Below are 19377 nucleotides of genomic sequence, written 5' to 3'. Positions count from 1 at the left end.
TCATACTTGACTGGCTTTTTCTGTACACTCTTATTTTTTGTTTAATTCGGAGTGCTTTCTTGAATATAAGAAATAGACAACAAGCCCAATGGCAAGCCAGATTAAGAAACGAACAAATGTGATGGTGCCAAGCTTATAAATGAGCAGTCCGCAAGATAGAATAGCCAAGATTGGAATGAGCGGCACTGCGGGGCATCTGAATGCTCTCGGTAAATCAGGCTGTGTTTTTCTCATGACAATGACAGCAACTGAAATCAAAATGAAAGCTGAAAGTGTTCCGATGTTCACTAGACTTGCCAGCTCATCAAGCGGAATGAATCCACCCATTAATGCTGACAATGTTCCAAAGAAAAGAGTATTGATATAAGGTGTTTTATGTTTTGGATGAACCTTTGAAAGAACCTTTGGTACCAAGCCATCACGAGACATGGCAAACATGACACGTGTTTGGCCGTACAGCATGACAAGCATGACCGTGGTCATCCCTAAAATCGCCCCAACATCTACAATACCCGCCACCCAATTTTGACCGGCTACTTGTAAAACAAGAGACACTGGATGGGATACTCCCTCAAAGTTCATAAATGGAACAATGCCTGTCATGATCGCACTGACTACCACATACAACACGGTACAAATCAATAAGGAAGTGATGATTCCTCTTGGCAAGTTGCGGGATGGATTTTTTGTTTCCTCTGCCGCAGAAGCAACTGCATCAAATCCGATAAATGCAAAGAATACGAGAGCTGCTGCACTTAACACGCCTGAAGTTCCAAAAGGAACGAATGGTGTCCAGTTTTCAGGTTTTACATATTTCACAGCGACTAAAATAAAGAGCAGAATCACCGCAATTTTCATAATGACCATAATGTTGTTGACTCGTTTTGACTCTTTAATACCGAAGTACAGCAAGAAGGTGATGATCATTAAAATAATAAATGCAGGAAGATTAAAATATGTCACTTGACCCTTTAAACCACCTGGTGCTGCTGTTAATTCAACCGGTATATGAATCCCTATCCCATTTAAAAACGACACAAAGTAGCCTGACCAGCCTGCTGAAACGGCACTAGCGGCTAGCATATATTCTAATATCAAATCCCAGCCAATGATAAACGCTAAAAATTCTCCCATAGATGCGTACGTAAATGTATAAACAGATCCTGATACTGGCACTGTGGAAGCGAATTCCGCATATGACAATGCCGCAAATAAACATGCAAGACCTGCAATCACAAATGATAAAACAAGTCCTGGTCCTGCTGTGACGGCGCCTGTACCTGTCAGTACAAATATCCCTGTACCGATAATCGCTCCAATACCAAGCATCGTTAAGTCAAATGAACCTAATTCCTTTCTTAACGCTTTTTCCCCTTGTGTTGCCGCAATTAGCTCTGAAATGCTCTTCTTTCTAAACAACGAATTGCTCATACCATCACTCCCAAAACTTAGTATCCGTCTAAAGACGCCACCACTTCGTAATTCACTTTATTTTCTGAATATTTAGATTTAATTTAGCGCAATAAATTAGTGGCGTAAAATTATTATATATGAAAATTAAAAAATGAAAACACTTTTTTTCAAAATAGAGTGAAAATTCTTATTTATCAACAAAATATTTGTCAATCATCAGGGTAGATTTTCTTCAATCTTTATTCAAATCATAGCTTGGCTTCTTCTATTTATTATACAACATACAAAATTATACTTTTTTGATATAATTTTTATAAAGTGAAAATAAAATTATTCTTTTGATAACTTGTCTTCACTTTTGCTTATTTAAAAGCCTTTAGACTCATAGAGAGCTATGATAAAGGACTGATTTAGCTGCGCAAACGATATACAAAAAAAGAGACTGCCTAGTAAGCAGTCTCTTAAGATCCATTATTAGTTTACAAATGTCTTTGCGCCAAGGTAAATTGGCTTCCAATAGCTTGAAGTCATATCGCTGATCGTCACACCATCAGAAGCAGCGTGGATAAACTTGTTGTTCCCAAGGTAGACACCCATGTGAGATGGGCCAGATTTATAGGTTGTAAAGAAGACAAAATCTCCAACTTTAGGTGTTGAGACGCTTTTCATTGATCCCCAAAAACCTTCAGTTGTTTGTCTTGAAATCTTTGTTTGTTTGTTAATGATATACCACATAAAACCGCTGCAATCAAAGCCTTTCGGTGTCGTTCCACCCCATTTATATGGTGTACCGTTTTGTGCTTTCGCATCTGCTACGAGTTTAGACGTGTTTAAAGAAGAAGTAGCAACTGTTTTTTCTTTGACAGGTGTTGGTTTCACTTTGGATGTCTTTTTCACTTTCAGCTTTTGTCCAATTTTAATCAGATCTGTTTTGAGTTTATTTAACGATTTCAGCTCTTTCACTGTCATTCCATATTTTTTGCCGATTTTAGATAAAGTATCACCTTTGACAACTTTATGAGTGGCTGTCGCTGAAGACGCTTTTACTTTTGTTGTTGTTTTTGATGTTTTCGTTACCTTTTTTGAAGAAGTACCATTCACTTTTAAAGTTTGTCCAACATAAATCGTGTTAGATTTCAGTTTATTGTCTGATTTAATCTTACTCACGGTTGTTTTGTATTTTTTCGCTAGAACAGAAAGAGAGTCACCTTTTTGAACCTTTACTGATTGTGCTGAGGCAGCTCCGGCAAATAATGTCGTCCCAAGTAGAACTGCACTTGCAGCTGTGATCAATTGTTTTTTCATTTGTTCCTCCTGTATGTATCTATCGTGATCCGAATTTTTATCTACTTTCTATTATAAGGATCGAATACCAGAAGAAATAGTCTTGACTTCCTACGACATTATGCTTATTAATTCGGCAAAAATTATTTTTTTTTAGGGTTCTTTTTATTTCATTTTTATTACACAATCATGACAAAACAAATGCATCTTGTCATAGATAAATCATACATTCATTTCTCTTTTTGGTTCATTCTATGTAAAGTGGACCTTTACAATTTTAAAGTGAACTTTACGGTGCTGTCATTTGGAATCCACACTTCTGCTCTACCATTGTAAACGTGAGAGCGATACATAAACAATGAGGAGGCAAAATGAATGAGTGTGTTGAAAAGCTCGAAAACGAAAATAGCTGCAATCGCAGCCGCATCAGTGTTATCGATTGGTATTTTTTCAGGAATTGAATTTGGACAGGCTGACAAAGCTGAGGCTAAAAAGAAACCAAAAAATGACGTACAAAATGTGATCGTGCTCATTGGAGATGGCATGGGAACACCTTACCTTTCAACTTACCGCTCATTTAAACATAACGGTGACCTTTCCAAGCAAACAGCGTTTGACCCTTACCTCACTGGCATGCATAAAACATACCCTGATGATTCTAAAAGTAACATTACTGATTCAGCAGCAGCTGGTACAGCCATGGCAACTGGTCAAAAGACATACAACAACGCCATTGGTGTAAACAAAAATGGCAAAAAACTAAAAACAGTATTAGAAGAAGCAAAACGCAAAGGAAAGTCTACTGGTCTCGTCGTCACATCTGAATTAACCAATGCGACACCTGCTGCGTATGCCGCCCACGATGTGTCTAGAAAAAACACAGCAGCCATTGCTGATGATTTCTTCGATGAGAAAATTGGCAAACAGCATACAGTCGATGTCATGCTTGGCGGAGGACTGATCGATTTTGTCCGCAAAGATCGTGATTTGACGAAAGAATTTCAAAAAGCAGGCTATCGTTACGTAACCAATAAAGCTGACTTACAAAAAAACAAACAGCAAAAATTGTTAGGCATTTTTGCTGACGGTGGTCTCGATAAAGCAATTGATCGTGATAAAACGACCCCTTCCTTGCAAGACATGACATCCTCAGCCATCAAACAGCTGTCTAAAAACAAAAAAGGATTTTTCCTCATGGTTGAAGGCAGTCAAATTGACTGGGCTGGACATGACCACGATATTGTCAGTGCGATGAGTGAGATGAAAGATTTTGAAAAAGCATTTGAAGAAGCCATTCGTTTCGCAAAAAAGGATAAAAACACGTTAGTCATCACGACAGCAGATCATTCAACTGGTGGCCTTTCCTTCGGGGCAGACGGTTCGGGTAGCTGGGATTATCAGCCTGTCAAAGCAGCAAAGAAGACACCTGATTTTATTGCAAACAAAATTGCAGGGGGTATGACAGTCGAGACTGCGCTCAAACAATACATCGACCTTGATTTCACAAAAGAGGAAATCGCCTCTATTCAAAAGGCAGCTGAAACAAAAGATCCTGTTCAAATTGATGATGCCATCGAAAAAGTCATTAATACGAGGTCTCATACAGGCTGGACTACATCGGGTCATACAGGGGATGAAGTACCATTTTATGCTTATGGACCAACAAGCGAACAGCTAAAAGGGCTCATGGAAAATACAGATCAAGCGAAACACATTTTCAAACTGCTGAAAAATCAATAAAGTGCTAATCACAAAAAAAGATGTCTAGTCGTAGACATCTTTTTTGATCATTAAGCAAGATACTTCCTATGAACCCCTTTTCCATCGTATGAAAACATCACTTCTTTTCCTTCAAGAACTGACTCGATGTGCACACTTCTTCCCCATAGCTGATACAAATATGGAAGCACCTTTTCTAAGTATTTGAGATCAAGCTCAATGCCTTCATACCAATGTTTAATATAGAGTTCGTTGTTTTTTAAATAGTCGCCATCGATGACTGTCAAATACGGAAAGCCGCCATTGACCCTCATGCTGACTAGCTGATCACGGACTGCCTTCCATTCTTTATCAATGACTTTATAGTCTCTCCCCTGCTTTTGAAACAAGTACAAATCTTCCCTCATCACAAGGTCTTTCGTTAAGTAATTTCGAATAAAAGAAATGTCTGATTCAATTTCTCGCACTTCAAACATTTTGCTGCGACCTGACCCTTCCGTCACTCCGGCTTTTTTTAATTCCTCGCATGGATGATCGTAGCGCTCTTCAATATCTTCAAAAATCTTCAGCCCTAAATAGTAAGGATTGATTCCTGTCTTAGATGGCTGCACGACACCTGCATTTAATTTGGCAAATTCAATCGATTCACTTGAATCTAAATCAAGTTCACGCATAATCCGCTGGTGCCAATACGATGCCCAGCCTTCATTCATGATTTTCGTTTCTAGCTGTGGCCAAAAATAGAGCATTTCCTCTCTCAGCATCGTCAGCACATCCCGCTGCCAAGGCTCTAGCTCCCGGGAGTGTGCCTCGATAAAGAGCAAAATATCTTTTTCTGGCTTTGGGGGGAATTGCTTGATCGTTTTCTTTTTCTCACGTGTTTTCGGTTCATCCATTCCCCACAAATCATCATATGGCGTTTGACGTTTTGGTTTGTCCTCTTCATATTCATCTTCATCGTCGAGATTCCAGCTTAATTTTGAACGAACAAGCGACGGATCAATATGCTCCTGCAATGCCAATACAGCATCTAAAAAGGACTCGACTTCTTTTGTACCGTGGATATGTTCATATTCTTTAATTCGCTCTGCTGCCGCTGACATACTTTCCACCATATCTCGTTTTGTGTTTTGGAAACGGCAGTTGTTTTTAAAGAAATCGCAGTGTGCCAAGACATGAGCCACAATTAGTTTATTTTGAACAAGCGAATTGTTATCAAGGAGAAAGGCATAGCAAGGATTTGAATTAATCACAAGCTCATAAATTTTGCTTAATCCTAAATCATAATGAAGCTTCATTTTGTGAAATTGCTTTCCAAAGCTCCAGTGGCTAAATCGTGTTGGCATGCCATATGCACCGAATGTATAAATAATCTCCGCGGGACAGATTTCATACCTCATCGGATAAAAATCTAGACCAAATCCTTCTGCAATTTCTGTAATTTCATCAATGGCTCGTTGTAAAAGACGCTTTTCAGATACGCTCAAGGAAACCATCCCTCCTCATCGGACTTATCCCTACTATATGAGCGTACTTAATAAAACATGATGTTCAGCCAGTTGTTTAGACGACTTCCATCTCTTTCATGGACTGCCCGCCGAACGCTTCAAAATGGATATTCTCTTCCGGAATGTCCAACGCTTTTAGAATAAGGATCATTTCCTGTGTAAATGCTGGGGAACCGCAAACATAAAATTGGCCTTTTCCTTCACCAATGACTGATTGAAGGAATGGCTGGTCAATACGGGAAGGCGCCTTCTCAACCAGCTCACTCTTGCCACTCTTTTCAAACTGTTCGTTACAAAGGATAATACGCCCCTCTGGAGATGAAGTGAGAACGTGTTCAAACTCTTGTTCAAAAGCGGTTACATCCTCTAGTCTGTCTGCATGAATCATCGTGAATGGCTGATTGTTATGCGACGCTGTTTTCACTAAACCAATCATTGGTGTGACACCAGAACCGGCACTAATCAAATAAACGGGTTCTTTGGTGTCATCTTGCAAGCAGAACATTCCCTGCGGCATACTCACGTGAAGAATATCGCCTTCTCTCATTTCATCATGCAGGAATGTGGAGACATGCCCATCTCGTTTCACTGTGATGCGGTAATAAGATGGGTGATATTGGTCCGATAAGCTGTATTGTCTGCTACATACATAAGCTTCACCCGGCATATTTGCTTGCACCGTAATGTATTGACCAGCTTCATACATTGGCAGCTCCGATTCATCCTCTGGTACTAAATAAAAGGAAATGAGTGATGGAGATTCTTGTTTCTTTTTCTTAATCATAAACGGTTTGACATCAGTCCATCCGCCAGGTTGTTTCACATTTTCAGCCATCATTTCTGCCTCAATGGTGATGAATATATTCGCAATGATGTCATATGCAGCCTTCCAAGCCGACAATGTGTCATCTCCCTCTGATAACCCAAATACCTCTTTCATTGCTTCAAGAAGGTGATATCCGACGATTGGGTACTGCTCTTTTTTCACCATGACACTGACATGCTTATGGGCAATTTGTTTCACAGCAGGAATCAAGTCTGCCAAGCGATCAATGTGCAGTGCAGCTTGATAGAGTGTTGCGGCAAGCGCCTCTGGCTGACTTCCATTCATGAGATTTGTTTTATTAAACTGATTGAGTAGCTCTGGGTGCTGTCTAATCATATTTTGATAAAAAACAGTCACAAGTTTTGTTCCCTCAGCTTTTAGAAGAGGGGCTGATTGTTTAATGGCATTCATTTGATCTGTGGATAACATCGTTATTCCTTCTTTCGAAAGATGTATTTTAAATACATCTTTATCGTAATTGATGACAGCTTATAAAAGCAATATTTAAAATGCATGTTTTAAATGTTGTCACATTTAGTACTTTCTCGAACAGTTTTTGTCTAAAATGTGTTACGATGATACAAAACTCTATTAGGTTTAGAGGTCGTCCAAATGAAACTTACGAATTATACAGATTTCTCATTAAGGGTACTCATTTATTTAGCTTCGAGAGAAAACAATGAACTGTCAAATATTCAGCAGATTGCCGATATTTATGGCATTTCGAAAAATCACCTGACAAAGGTCATTTACCATCTTGGAAAACGTGGTTATGTAGAAACGATCCGCGGAAGAAATGGTGGGATTAGGCTGGGGAAAAGCCCAGAAAGCATTAATATTGGTGAGGTTGTCCGCTATACAGAGGATGATTTAGTCATGGTTGAATGCTTTGATCCGAAGAAAAACAGCTGTATTATCTCCCCGATTTGTTCATTAAAGCACGTACTTCATGAAGCACTCACTGCTTATTTACGCGTTCTTGACCAATACACATTAAATGATTTAACACAAAACAAAGATGCTCTAAGAGAGCTTCTGCTCTAAGGCGAAAGAATTTATTTCTTTCGTCTTTTTCTTTACCTCCTTGTAATAATAATTTATTTAAAATTATTATAAATAAATATTGACTATCATGTTTGATTCAATATAATTAGGGTATATAGATTGCTAGAAACCATTTTTTGTTTACAGGAGGAGAAAAAGAATGACAAATTCTAATCATAAAAATTTGACAACGAATCAAGGCGTGCCAGTTGGCGATAATCAAAACTCAAGAACTGCTGGTCACAGGGGGCCTTCATTTCTTGATGATTACCATTTGATTGAAAAACTTGCACACTTTGACCGTGAACGTATTCCAGAGCGTGTCGTTCATGCAAGAGGCGCCGGCGCTTATGGTGTATTTGAAGTAGAAAATAGCATGGAGAAACATACAAGAGCAGCCTTCTTAAGTGAAGAAGGAAAACAAACAGACGTTTTTGTCCGTTTCTCAACGGTTATTCACCCTAAAGGTTCGCCTGAAACATTACGTGACCCTCGCGGCTTCGCTGTCAAATTTTATACAGAAGAAGGCAACTATGATCTAGTTGGGAACAACTTGCCGATCTTCTTCATTCGTGATGCACTTAAATTCCCTGACATGGTTCACTCTCTCAAGCCAGATCCTGTAACCAACATTCAAGATCCTGACCGTTATTGGGATTTTATGACGTTAACACCTGAATCCACTCACATGCTCACATGGCTCTTCTCTGACGAAGGTATTCCTGCGAACTACGCTGAAATGCGCGGTTCTGGTGTTCATACGTTTAGATGGGTAAACAAATACGGAGAAACAAAATATGTGAAATACCACTGGAGACCATCAGAAGGCATTCGCAATTTATCAATGGAAGAAGCTGCAGAAATTCAAGCAAACGACTTCCAGCATGCGACAAGAGACTTGTATGATCGTATTGAAAAAGGAAATTATCCAGCATGGGATCTTTACGTTCAGCTTATGCCGCTCAGTGATTATGATGAACTAGATTATGATCCATGTGATCCAACGAAGACGTGGAGCGAGGAAGATTATCCGCTGCAAAAAGTGGGCCGCATGACACTGAACCGCAATCCAGAAAATTTCTTTGCTGAAACAGAGCAATCTGCTTTCACGCCAAGTGCCCTAGTACCAGGAATTGAAGCATCTGAAGACAAACTGCTTCAAGGTCGTCTGTTCTCTTATCCTGACACGCAGCGTCACCGCCTAGGTGCAAACTACATGCGCATCCCAGTGAACTGTCCTTATGCGCCTGTTCACAATAACCAACAGGATGGCTTTATGACAACAACTCGTCCAAGCGGTCATATTAACTATGAACCAAACCGTTATGACGATCAGCCAAAAGAAAACCCTCACTACAAAGAAAGTGAACCAGTTCTTCATGGTGACCGTATAGTGAGACAAAAAATTGAAAAACCAAATGATTTCAAACAAGCTGGAGAAAAATATCGAAGCTACTCTGAAGAAGAGAAACAAGCATTGATCAAGAACCTGACAGCTGACTTGAAAGACGTAAATGAAAAAACGAAATTACTTGCGATCTGTAACTTCTATCGTGCAGATGAAGATTACGGACAGCGTTTAGCGGATTCACTCGGTGTGGATATTCGCTCATATCTTCAAGGAAGCATGAAATAAATCTTCTTTTCAACATGATCGAAACCCTTTGCAGTCTAGGAAGAACAGCAACTTTTGCAGAGCGAATTTGACATTCGTGAGCACCAGTGCCGGACTGACACCGAATGCGAGGGTTTGACTACCGCTGGAGCACCTCTTTTTTTAAAAGAGGTGCTTTTTTATAGCCGAAATACGTTAATACTAATCAAATGCCCCGTCACCGGATGAAAATAAATTTCTGCATGTGCTGCAAATCGTGTGGAGCCTTCCTTCACGGTCACGCGAAACACATCTTTTGTTTGATCTTCATTCACTTGTGTACGTCCAATGTAATGATAATCGTTTAAAACGGCGCCTTCATATTCATCTTGCAAGGCAGTATACGCAAGTCTTTCCCAATTCTCTGCCGGCTGCACGGCTGCTTGTGAAGATGGATGAACCATGAGACTGCCGAATAAAATAATTCCTGCTGCAAAAAGCATCCATAATTTCGGGTGCATGATATCAATATTCTCACTTTCATGTCTATTTTGTTTAGGTTTTGCTGGTTGGTTCTTTTTCATACATCAAGCATTTATTCAGCCTATAATTCCCGGTACCCTGTTTATGCAGACACCAACTTTTCCCCTGAAAAAGTCGACCTGATCCGAGCAAACTAATGAGGACTTCTCAAGGGAAAGGAGAAGGTTTAATGAATGTGGCAGATTATGATAAGGCACTTTATTATACGCATCGCTCGCAATGGGATAATTTACTTATTCTTATGGTCCGTACGCAAGATGATTTGCTCTCGAAACGTATTGAGCATTTCTTACATGCGTATCAATTTAACCGGAACGATGCAGATGTTGAAAAATGTTTATATGGACTCCTGCAGTATATCGACCATGCTTCAGAGGCTGCCGTTGCTGAAGCATATGCTGAACCGATGTACACATAAAGGAAAAGGCTGATTTTCTGCCTTTCAGATTGTTGACATAGGGCTAGAATGAACTTTATTTTAGCTCTTTGTTTTCTTTTCAGCCTTTTACTAACCGCATTTCATAAAAAAGAAAAGACTTCATGAGAAATACTCATGAAGTCTTTTGGAATGTCCACCATTCATATAGACTGTATATGCTCTTCTTTTACAACAGCTCTTTCGGCTGATTTTTTTGATAATCTACCGCATATAGAGCGGCCTGAGTTCGATCTGCCAGCTCTAACTTTGATAACACATGAGACACGTGAGTTTTCACAGTCTTTTCAGAAATAAAAAGCGACGAGGCGATTTCTTTGTTACTTTTCCCTTTTGCGATTTCAAATAAGACATCACGTTCTCTATTGGTCAGTTCGTTCATCAATGTCCATTTCTGCTCTTTAGGTTCAGTTAGATGCTGAATGAGAAACGTCGTAATATGACCGTCTAATTGATACGTACCATTTTGCACCTCAATCATTGTCGTGAGAAGCTTTTCAGGTGCTACATCTTTGAGCTGATAAGCCTTCGCTCCCGCTTGAATAGCAGGGATGACATAGTCCTTATCTGCATAGCTTGTCAGGATGACAATGCGGACTTCCGGCATGTCGAGTGTCATTTGCTTTGTTGCCTCAATTCCATTCATCACAGGCATAGAAAGGTCCATCAAGACAATATCAGGATTCGTTTGCCTGACTACCTGCAGTGCCTCTTCCCCATTGGATGCCTCACCGACGATGTCTACATCTGGCTGGGTTTGCAAGAAAAAGACCAGCCCTTTTCTGACAATATGATGATCATCTGCAATGACTACCCTCATGACAATCCCTTCCTTTCTTGAGAAAATGGGACTTTCACATGAATTGTGGTTCCCTTACCTAGCTCAGAATTGATACAAAATGTACCTCCTGCTTTTCGAATACGTTTAGCCATTCCTTTCAAGCCAAGTGAAGGAAGACTCATTTGTTCATCATACTGAAATCCCTTTCCCTGATCGATGATTTTCATACCAAACGTGTCACCTGATTGCTCCAGTTTGACCTCTACTTTCTCAACGCCCGCATGCTTTTGGCAATTATTTAGAGCTTCTTGGCATACACGAAATAAGGTTTCGTGCTTTGAATGATCTATTTCCATACAGCCTGATAAAGACAATGAACAATTTAGACCTAAAAGCTGTGCATACTCTTCAATCGCTGTCGTAAATCCTTTTTCAAGCCCTTTTGGTCTTAACTGCCAGATGAGTGATCGCATTTCAATGAGGGCATCTTGTGATAAATGCTGAATAAAATCAATCATTTCACCTAATTTTTGATCACTTGTCATTTGACGCGCTGCCTTTGCAGTCAAACTCACGGAAAACAGCATTTGATTCACAGAATCATGTAAATCCTGCGCAAGCCGGTTTCGTTCTTCTAGCAGTGCATGCTGCTGCTCATTTTGCACAAGCTTCATACGCTGAATAGCCGTACCAATTTGCAGTGCAATACTTTCAAGCAGATTCAGCTCCTCCTGTGTAAATGTGACCTTCCCTTTTGCCGCCACATTTAATAAGCCAAACGTACGCTTACATGCTTGGAGAGGAACGGTTGCATGATGGGTAATTCCTTCTGTATCTCCAAGCTTTTGCTCAATCGCCGTTTCAATCCGTTTACAATTGATGATATTGGTCGCTGATTGCAGTGAGCCTTTTGTGTAACGGTTGATGCAATAGCAATCGTTTTGACACATCAATTGCTTTCGATCCTTTGCCAGTGCTTCAGGTAAGCATACTTCTGCCATTAGTTCATACGATCCGTCTTCTTCTATAAAATAAATCCATGCTGTTTGAAAGCCTGTCACTTCCATAAGCATATGAAGCACTTCATGAAGCGTTTCCTTCATTTCCATCCCTTCATTTAGCTTTTCAGCAATTTCTTTTAACGTTTTTAATGTTTTGACTTTTTCTTGGTAATCTCCCATCGTGTGTACCCCCGGCTTTTACTGCCTCTCTGATCAATATGTTGATTATACCATGAGCATCTGTGCAGCTCTTTCTCAAAAAGGATGATTTTTTCTCATCCTTTTGACTGAGAAAAAGCCATCATGCATGACATGATGGCTTTGTGATGTTTTATTTAGCTGTTTCTTCCACAATGTCATAGACGACTTTCATGACTTCTTCTGATAAGTGTTTCAGCTTTTCTTCGCTGTCAGTTAACGATGTGCCTTTGACTGCAATATAAAATTTGACTTTAGGCTCCGTACCAGAAGGTCGTAAACAAAACCATGAGCCATCTTCAAGGAAATATTTCAGGACGTTTGATGTCGGCAGATGAATCGTTTCTTCTTTCTTTTCAGCCACAAGGTGCCTTTGACTTGATTGATAATCCTCAATGACCGTAATGCGCTGACCGGCGATAGAAGCTGGTGGGTTTGATCTAAAGGTATGAAGAATAGCAGAAATCTGCTCCGCTCCTACTTTCCCCTTTAAGGTTAATGACTTTAACCCTTCTCTGTAAAATCCAAATTCCTTAAAAATATCAACAAGCGCATCATATAATGACTTCCCTTGTTTCTTATAAAAGGCTGCGACTTCAACTGCTAATAGCGCAGCTTGAACTGCATCTTTATCTCGTGCAAAATCACCGATCAAATAGCCATAGCTTTCTTCATAGCCGAATTGAAACGTGTATTCTCCGCTTTCTTCAAACTGCTTGATTTTTTCTCCGATAAATTTAAAGCCAGTGAGCGTATCAATCGTGTCAGCTCCAAATGCTGAGGCAACAGCACGCCCAAGCTCGCTTGTCACAATCGTTTTCATCACAACGGGGCGAGGCGGCAGTTGACCTAGTTTTTGTTTTTCAGATAATAAATAATGAAGTAGTAAGGCGCCTGTTTGGTTGCCGGTCAAAACGGTAAATTCACCATCATGATTTTTCACAGCGATACCTAATCGATCTGCATCTGGATCTGTCGCAATCAACATATCAGCATTTTGCTTTTCGCCAAGCTTGATGGCGTATTCAAAAGCGGCATGCTCCTCTGGATTTGGAGACGTGACCGTCGAGAATTGTGGATCTGGTTTTTCCTGTTCAGGTACAACCGTCACATGCTCATAACCAAAGGCCTGAAGTCCGTTTCGGACAGGTTTATTCGCCGTTCCATGAAGCGGGGTAAACACCACTTTGACATCGACTTCTTTTGCAAGCTCAGGGTGCACACGAATGGTTTTTAATTTTTCCATATACGCTTGATCGATTTCTTCACCAATCATGCGGATCAAACCATTTTGCTTCAATACTTCTTCTGATTCCACTGAAATGGCTAATTCATTTTCGATGGCATCTACTTCTTTAATGACTTGATCTGCTTCAAATGGGGGCATTTGGCCTCCATCTTCTCCATATACTTTATAGCCATTATATTCCGGCGGATTGTGACTTGCTGTCACAACAATCCCTGCAAAGGCATTCAGTTCTCGAACTGCAAAAGAGAGTTCTGGTGTCGGACGCAGTTCGTCAAATACGTATGTTTGAATGCCATGTGAAGCAAGTGTTTTGGCCGCTTCCATCGCAAATTCAGGAGATTTATGGCGTGAATCATAGGCAATGGCGACGCCTCTTTTTTTTGCATCCTCTCCATGTGCTGCAATATACGCAGCAAGACCAGCGGATGCTTTTCGAACAGTGTAAACATTCATTCGGTTCGTTCCAGCACCAATTTCTCCGCGCATTCCTCCAGTACCAAACTCAAGGTTTTTGTAGAAACAGTCTTCAAGTGCTTGATGATCATCTTGATGTGCCTCCAGCCATTCCCTTAGTTCAGTATCCAGGTGCTTCTCATTGATCCAACGCTCATAATTCGTAATCCAACTCATGGTCGTCCTCCCAGTTCTTAACATCAATAAATTAATATCTACTGTTATTTTATATGGAATTATCCTTTATGTCATGTTATATCATGAACATATGAAAAAACGATGAACAAAATAAAAAAAGCCGATACACGATCGGCTTTTTACTTATTCAGCATCAAGCGGTACGACTGCTTCATGGAATAGTCGGTCTAATTCAGTTTGATGTTTCTGTTTTGTCGCTTCATCCCAGCCAAAACGATCTGCCATATAGTCAACAACAGGCTGTGCATACGTTTTTGCCCAATTGATATTAAATAATAGGCTGCCTGTTCTTCTCAAGAAGAAATCAACAGGTGTAACAGCCAATTCTTCTTCGATCGCATAGACAAGTTCAGCCAACACATATGCGGGAATATTTCGTTTGTCTGCTTCCCCTTGAAGCTGCTCTACACGCTTGAAGACATTGCTGACGTTTGAGCCATATTTCTCAGCTAATTTTTGTGCAACCGGTTCTGTCAAACCAACGGATGCTCCTTCTGCCGTTTTCGCTTGAACAAAGGATGCCATATTTTTCGAACCGCCTACATGCCCACCTGAAATTGGCATATGTTTCGTTTTACATGGTCCGAAATCTTTTCCAGTTTCCTCTTTAAGTCCATCACGTACAAGATTCACAATGTGTTCAGCCATTTTACGGTAACCTGTTAATTTACCGCCGGCAATCGTGATTAAGCCTGAAGATGATGTCCATACCTCATCCTTACGAGAAATTTCTGAAGGATCTTTCCCTTCTTCATGAATGAGTGGACGAAGACCAGCCCAGTTAGATTCAACGTCTTTCTCTGTAATGTTAAGATCTGGGAACATATATTGAATGGCTTTGATCACGTAATCACGATCTGCTTTTGTCATACGCGGATGTTCCAGCTGTTTTTTGTAAACGGTATCTGTTGTTCCCACGTATGTTTTTCCTTCTCTTGGAATCGCAAAGACCATTCGTTTATCAGGTGTGTCAAAGTAGATTGCTTGTTTTAATGGGAAAACAGATTGATCAAATACTAAGTGAATTCCTTTTGTATGCTGTAAATGTTTCCCCTCTTTTGAGTGATCCTTGTCTCTTAGCTGATCGACCCATGGACCAGTCGCATTGACGATTTTTTTCGCATATACATCGTATGTTTTCTGTGTTGTGACATCTTCAATGACAACACCGACAACTTTGCCTTTATCATAAATAAATTCTTTTACTTTCGCATAGTTGACCGCTTCTGCCCCGAATTTCACAGCCTCTTTCATGACTTCAATTGTCAGGCGTGCATCATCTGTACGGTATTCAACATAGTAGCCCCCGCCTTTTAAGCCATCCTTTTTCACAAGCGGTTCTTTTGCAAGTGTTTCTTTCGCACTTAGCATACTTCTGCGTTCACTATGCTTAACGCCAGCTAAAAAGTCATATACTCTAAGTCCAATTGAAGTTGAAAACTTACCGAATGTCCCGCCTTTATGCATCGGAAGAAGCATCCATTCTGGCGTTGTCACATGAGGACCGTTTTCGTATACGATGGCACGCTCTTTACCGACCTCTGCGACCATTTTCACTTCAAATTGTTTTAAATAACGAAGTCCACCGTGTACAAGTTTCGTTGAGCGGCTAGACGTACCTGCTGCGAAATCCTGCATCTCCGCAAGACCGACACGCATTCCGCGTGAAGCCGCATCAAGTGCCGTACCTGCGCCTGTAATACCCCCACCAATGATAAACACATCATATGGTTTTTTTGTCATGTCCTGAAGCATTTGTTCTCTTTCTAAGCTAGAAAAAGTCATCTCTTGTTCCTCCCATGTTGTACGGTAAAGAAAAAGAGACCGCAAACACCCAAAGCGTATTTCTACACTTCGGTGCTTGCGGTCTCTCCAGTTCTCCAACCGTTCTATTAACTTACTTGAAGTATACCATACTTTTTGTTTATTTGAAAGCTTGAGCTGCTTTTACAGCCTTTTTCCACCCGCTGTATAACGAGTCACGGCTGTCTTCTTCCATTTTAGGTTCAAAGCGCTTGTCAAGGTTCCATTGTTTTGCAATGTCTGAACGGTCGTTCCAGAAGCCAACTGCTATTCCCGCAAGATAGGCCGCACCGAGTGCCGTCGTTTCATTAATTTCTGGACGTTCTACTGGTACATCGAGCAAATCACTTTGGAAGCCCATTAAGAAATCATTCTTTACAGCTCCGCCATCGACACGCAATGTTTTAAGTGAGATGTTTGAATCTTTTTCCATCGCATCTAAAACATCTTTCGTTTGATAAGCAAGTGATTCTAACGTTGCACGAACAAAGTGCTCTTTAGAAGTACCGCGTGTTAAACCGAATACAGCGCCTCGGACATCACTATCCCAATATGGTGTACCTAAACCAACGAATGCTGGTACGACATATACGCCGTCTGTTGACTCAACGCGCTCAGCATAAGCTTCACTGTCTTTTGAGTCTTTAAACATTCTAAGTCCATCACGCAGCCACTGGATCGCTGAGCCAGCAACGAAAATACTTCCTTCTAAAGCATATTCAACTTTGCCGTCAATGCCCCATGCAATCGTCGTTAACAATCCATGATCCGACTTAATTGCTTTTTCCCCTGTATTCATCAACATGAAACATCCTGTACCATATGTGTTCTTCGCCATTCCTTCTTCAAAGCAAGCCTGACCGAATAACGCAGACTGCTGATCTCCCGCCGCTCCTGCAATCGGAATATTTTTACCGAAGAAGTGATAGTCTGTTGTTTCACCATAAATGTGTGATGATGGTTTGACGTCTGGCAGCATGGAAGCTGGAACACCTAAGATATCAAGGAGTTCTTCATCCCATTTCAGATCGTAAATATTGAACATTAACGTTCTTGATGCATTCGAATAATCTGTCACGTGTGATTGCCCGCCAGTCATTTTCCAAATGAGCCATGTATCGATTGTGCCAAACAGTAAGTCACCATTTTCTGCTTTCTCACGAGCACCTTCGACATTGTCTAAAATCCATTTCACTTTAGTGCCTGAGAAATAAGCATCAATCAGAAGACCGGTTTTATTTCTAAACGTTTCATCGTGCCCTTGCGCTTTTAGCTCATCACATATACCCGATGTTTGTCTAGACTGCCAAACAATTGCATTGTAAACGGGTGCGCCTGTATGTTTATCCCAAACGACAGCTGTCTCACGCTGGTTCGTAATTCCGATACCGGCGATTTGATCTGCTTCAATTCCTGATTCGATTAAAGCAGTTGAAATAACTGATAGAACAGAGCTCCAAATTTCATTTGCATTGTGTTCTACCCAGCCTGGGTTCGGAAAATATTGATTGAATTCCTTCTGAGCTGTATGTGCAATTTTACCTTCTTGATCAAATAAGATCGCTCTTGAGCTTGTTGTCCCTTGATCTAATGCGAGAATATATTTTTCTTTTGCCATGGTGTTTTCCTCCCCTTACATACTTTCATTGACAGCATTTGTCTGGTTTTTCGTAGAAACATAGAGTCCTAACAATACCACAACTAAAATAACGCTTACAATCCAAAAGGCTGGTGTGACGTTCGCTTTAAAGGCTGCATTATAGAAAACACCGCCAAATGCACCGCCCAAAATTGGACCAACAACAGGAACCCAAGCATATTTCCAATTTGATGGACCTTTACCTGGAATCGGCAGAATGGCATGTGCGATTCTTGGACCTAAATCACGTGCAGGGTTAATTGCGTAACCAGTTGTACCACCTAATGAAAGACCAATTGCGACAATTAAGAAACCAACAATCAGCGGATTGACTCCGTCTGCAAATTTATTTGCACCAATCGCTAAAATTCCTACCACCAATACAAATGTACCGATGACTTCACTGAGCACGTTTGCAAAAGTATGCGGAATCGCAGGACCAGTTGAGAATACGCCTAGTTTTGCACCTGGATCGTCTGTCGCTTTCCAGTGTGGTAAGTAATGTAAGAAGACAATAATAGCTCCGAGTAATGCGCCAAGCATTTGACCGACAATATACATTGGAACATCAGCCCAAGGAAAACTTCCTTCTAATGCAAGACCTATTGTCAGCGCCGGGTTTAAATGTGCACCGCTGATTCCTCCAGTGGCATAAGCTGCAATCGCTACTGCAAATCCCCATCCGAAAGCGATTACAATCCAACCGGACTGATAAGCGAGCGATTTCTTTAAACTGACTGCCGCACACACACCGCCTCCGAAAATAATCAGAAGCATTGTACCAACGACTTCACCCCAAAATGGTGTCATGAAAAATTCCTCCTCTGGTTCAGTTGCCATCCCCTATAAATGTGTAGAAAAGATAAAGAAAAAAGACCCACAACAAACATACTTTACATCAGGGTCATTTATCACCTAGTAAAGCGTCGTTGTGGATCTCCGTTTCTCCATCACATGATATTAACTTAGTGCTATAGTATCAGAGGATGAAAACGTTGTCAATCAATTTTCACATTTTATCTTTTTCATTTTTGGAACGCTTTCCAAAGCTCTGTATTCGATGTGGTGACAGCTGTCGCCCCTGCTGCAAGCGCCCTTTCTACATCTTCTTTTGTTCGGATAAATCCTCCTGCAAATATTGGTATTCCAGCTCTTTCGCGCACTTCTGTAATTAAATCTGGCACGACACCAGGCAATACTTCAATAAAATCTGGACGATGTTTTCCGACAAACTCCATGCTTTTTTCCATCGCACTTGTATCAAGTAAAAACATTCGCTGGATAGCATATACCTTTTTCTGCTTGGCTTTTACTATGACAGAAGACCTAGTAGAAATAATGCCTGCCGGTTTCATTTCCTGACAAATAAATTCCGTTCCGTACTCATCATGTTTGATTCCGTGAATGAGATCGACATGGACAAACATTTTTTTATGATGCGCATTCGCCTCATTCATGATGCCCTTAAGCCGCCCTAAGTGAACATCTAGTAAGACCCCATATGTAAATGGACTTTTTAAAAATTCCTCAAATTGCTTCATATTGCGAACAGCAGGTAGAATGGGTTGATCATGAAAACTCATATGCCGTCTCCTTCTAATGTGTATTGGTTCTATCTTCTCCTTACAGTAATAGAATCGCATGTTTTTTTCAATACACCTAGTGTGCCCATTGACCATTCAGCCTAG

16 protein-coding genes are annotated in these 19377 nt (G+C 40.6%); 4 read left to right on the top strand and 12 right to left on the bottom strand.

Annotation, left to right across the window (positions count from 1 at the left end):
* Window positions 1-30: 30 nt before the first annotated feature.
* Entirely contained in the window at window positions 31-1431 is a 1401-nt protein-coding gene (locus MHI41_RS04790) for an amino acid permease (protein WP_008348986.1), read from the bottom strand.
* 456 nt (window positions 1432-1887) lie between these two features.
* Complete coding sequence (locus MHI41_RS04785) at window positions 1888-2718, bottom strand: C40 family peptidase (protein WP_008348987.1); 831 nt, start codon at window positions 2716-2718, stop codon at window positions 1888-1890.
* 354 nt (window positions 2719-3072) lie between these two features.
* Here MHI41_RS04785 and MHI41_RS04780 point away from each other — a divergent pair, with 354 nt between their 5' ends.
* The gene (locus MHI41_RS04780) at window positions 3073-4437 is read left to right on the top strand and encodes an alkaline phosphatase (RefSeq protein WP_129548198.1); all 1365 of its coding nucleotides are present in this window, start codon (window positions 3073-3075) and stop codon (window positions 4435-4437) included.
* A gap of 50 nt (window positions 4438-4487) precedes the next feature.
* Here MHI41_RS04780 and MHI41_RS04775 read toward each other — a convergent pair whose 3' ends face one another.
* The gene (locus MHI41_RS04775; protein ID WP_017360348.1) at window positions 4488-5903 is read right to left on the bottom strand and encodes a SpoVR family protein; all 1416 of its coding nucleotides are present in this window, start codon (window positions 5901-5903) and stop codon (window positions 4488-4490) included.
* A 76-nt stretch (window positions 5904-5979) separates the two neighbouring features.
* Window positions 5980-7179: a globin domain-containing protein gene (locus MHI41_RS04770; RefSeq protein ID WP_272511349.1), complete on the bottom strand. Its 1200-nt coding sequence runs from the start codon at window positions 7177-7179 to the stop codon at window positions 5980-5982.
* Between the two features lie 183 nt (window positions 7180-7362).
* Here MHI41_RS04770 and MHI41_RS04765 point away from each other — a divergent pair, with 183 nt between their 5' ends.
* Together MHI41_RS04765 and MHI41_RS04760 are read left to right on the top strand one after the other, a co-directional pair.
* Window positions 7363-7794, top strand: a complete 432-nt coding sequence (locus MHI41_RS04765) for an Rrf2 family transcriptional regulator (protein ID WP_041507532.1) — start codon at window positions 7363-7365, stop codon at window positions 7792-7794.
* A gap of 160 nt (window positions 7795-7954) precedes the next feature.
* Window positions 7955-9430, top strand: a complete 1476-nt coding sequence (locus tag MHI41_RS04760) for a catalase (protein ID WP_144684746.1) — start codon at window positions 7955-7957, stop codon at window positions 9428-9430.
* A gap of 158 nt (window positions 9431-9588) precedes the next feature.
* Here the strand turns inward: MHI41_RS04760 and MHI41_RS04755 are convergent, their stop codons facing one another.
* Entirely contained in the window at window positions 9589-9972 is a 384-nt protein-coding gene (locus MHI41_RS04755; RefSeq protein ID WP_281215823.1) for a YqzG/YhdC family protein, read from the bottom strand.
* A gap of 128 nt (window positions 9973-10100) precedes the next feature.
* On the opposite strand from MHI41_RS04755, the gene MHI41_RS04750 reads away from it, so the two are divergent.
* Window positions 10101-10349: a YhdB family protein gene (locus tag MHI41_RS04750; protein ID WP_008349000.1), complete on the top strand. Its 249-nt coding sequence runs from the start codon at window positions 10101-10103 to the stop codon at window positions 10347-10349.
* A 187-nt stretch (window positions 10350-10536) separates the two neighbouring features.
* Here the strand turns inward: MHI41_RS04750 and MHI41_RS04745 are convergent, their stop codons facing one another.
* From MHI41_RS04745 to MHI41_RS04715, 7 genes are all read right to left on the bottom strand, one after another.
* Window positions 10537-11187 (bottom strand): response regulator transcription factor, encoded by a 651-nt coding sequence (locus tag MHI41_RS04745; RefSeq protein WP_035703416.1) that lies wholly within the window; start codon window positions 11185-11187, stop codon window positions 10537-10539.
* A complete protein-coding gene (locus tag MHI41_RS04740) occupies window positions 11184-12329 on the bottom strand; it encodes a GAF domain-containing sensor histidine kinase (RefSeq protein ID WP_035703415.1) in 1146 nt (381 codons plus the stop codon). The genes MHI41_RS04745 and MHI41_RS04740 overlap by 4 nt, the downstream gene beginning before the upstream one ends.
* A 151-nt stretch (window positions 12330-12480) precedes the next feature.
* Complete coding sequence (locus MHI41_RS04735) at window positions 12481-14226, bottom strand: phospho-sugar mutase (protein ID WP_057079760.1); 1746 nt, start codon at window positions 14224-14226, stop codon at window positions 12481-12483.
* 144 nt (window positions 14227-14370) lie between these two features.
* The gene (glpD, locus tag MHI41_RS04730; RefSeq protein WP_272511347.1) at window positions 14371-16032 is read right to left on the bottom strand and encodes a glycerol-3-phosphate dehydrogenase; all 1662 of its coding nucleotides are present in this window, start codon (window positions 16030-16032) and stop codon (window positions 14371-14373) included.
* Window positions 16033-16171: 139 nt separating this feature from the next.
* Window positions 16172-17668 carry a glycerol kinase GlpK gene (gene glpK / locus MHI41_RS04725; RefSeq protein WP_007497075.1) on the bottom strand — a complete coding sequence of 499 codons (1497 nt, stop codon included), beginning with the start codon at window positions 17666-17668 and terminating at the stop codon, window positions 16172-16174.
* Window positions 17669-17683: 15 nt separating this feature from the next.
* A complete protein-coding gene (locus MHI41_RS04720; protein ID WP_008349011.1) occupies window positions 17684-18499 on the bottom strand; it encodes an MIP/aquaporin family protein in 816 nt (271 codons plus the stop codon).
* Window positions 18500-18714: 215 nt separating this feature from the next.
* Window positions 18715-19272, bottom strand: coding sequence for a glycerol-3-phosphate responsive antiterminator (locus tag MHI41_RS04715; RefSeq protein ID WP_017360356.1), 558 nt, complete (start codon window positions 19270-19272; stop codon window positions 18715-18717).
* Window positions 19273-19377: the final 105 nt, after the last annotated feature.

Source organism: Bacillus sp. FSL M7-0307 (genome assembly GCF_038627835.1).
GTDB classification, from domain to species: domain Bacteria; phylum Bacillota; class Bacilli; order Bacillales; family Bacillaceae; genus Bacillus; species Bacillus altitudinis.
The sequence above is the reverse complement of the archived record's forward strand: the minus strand, read 5'-3'. Positions and strand labels throughout refer to the sequence as shown.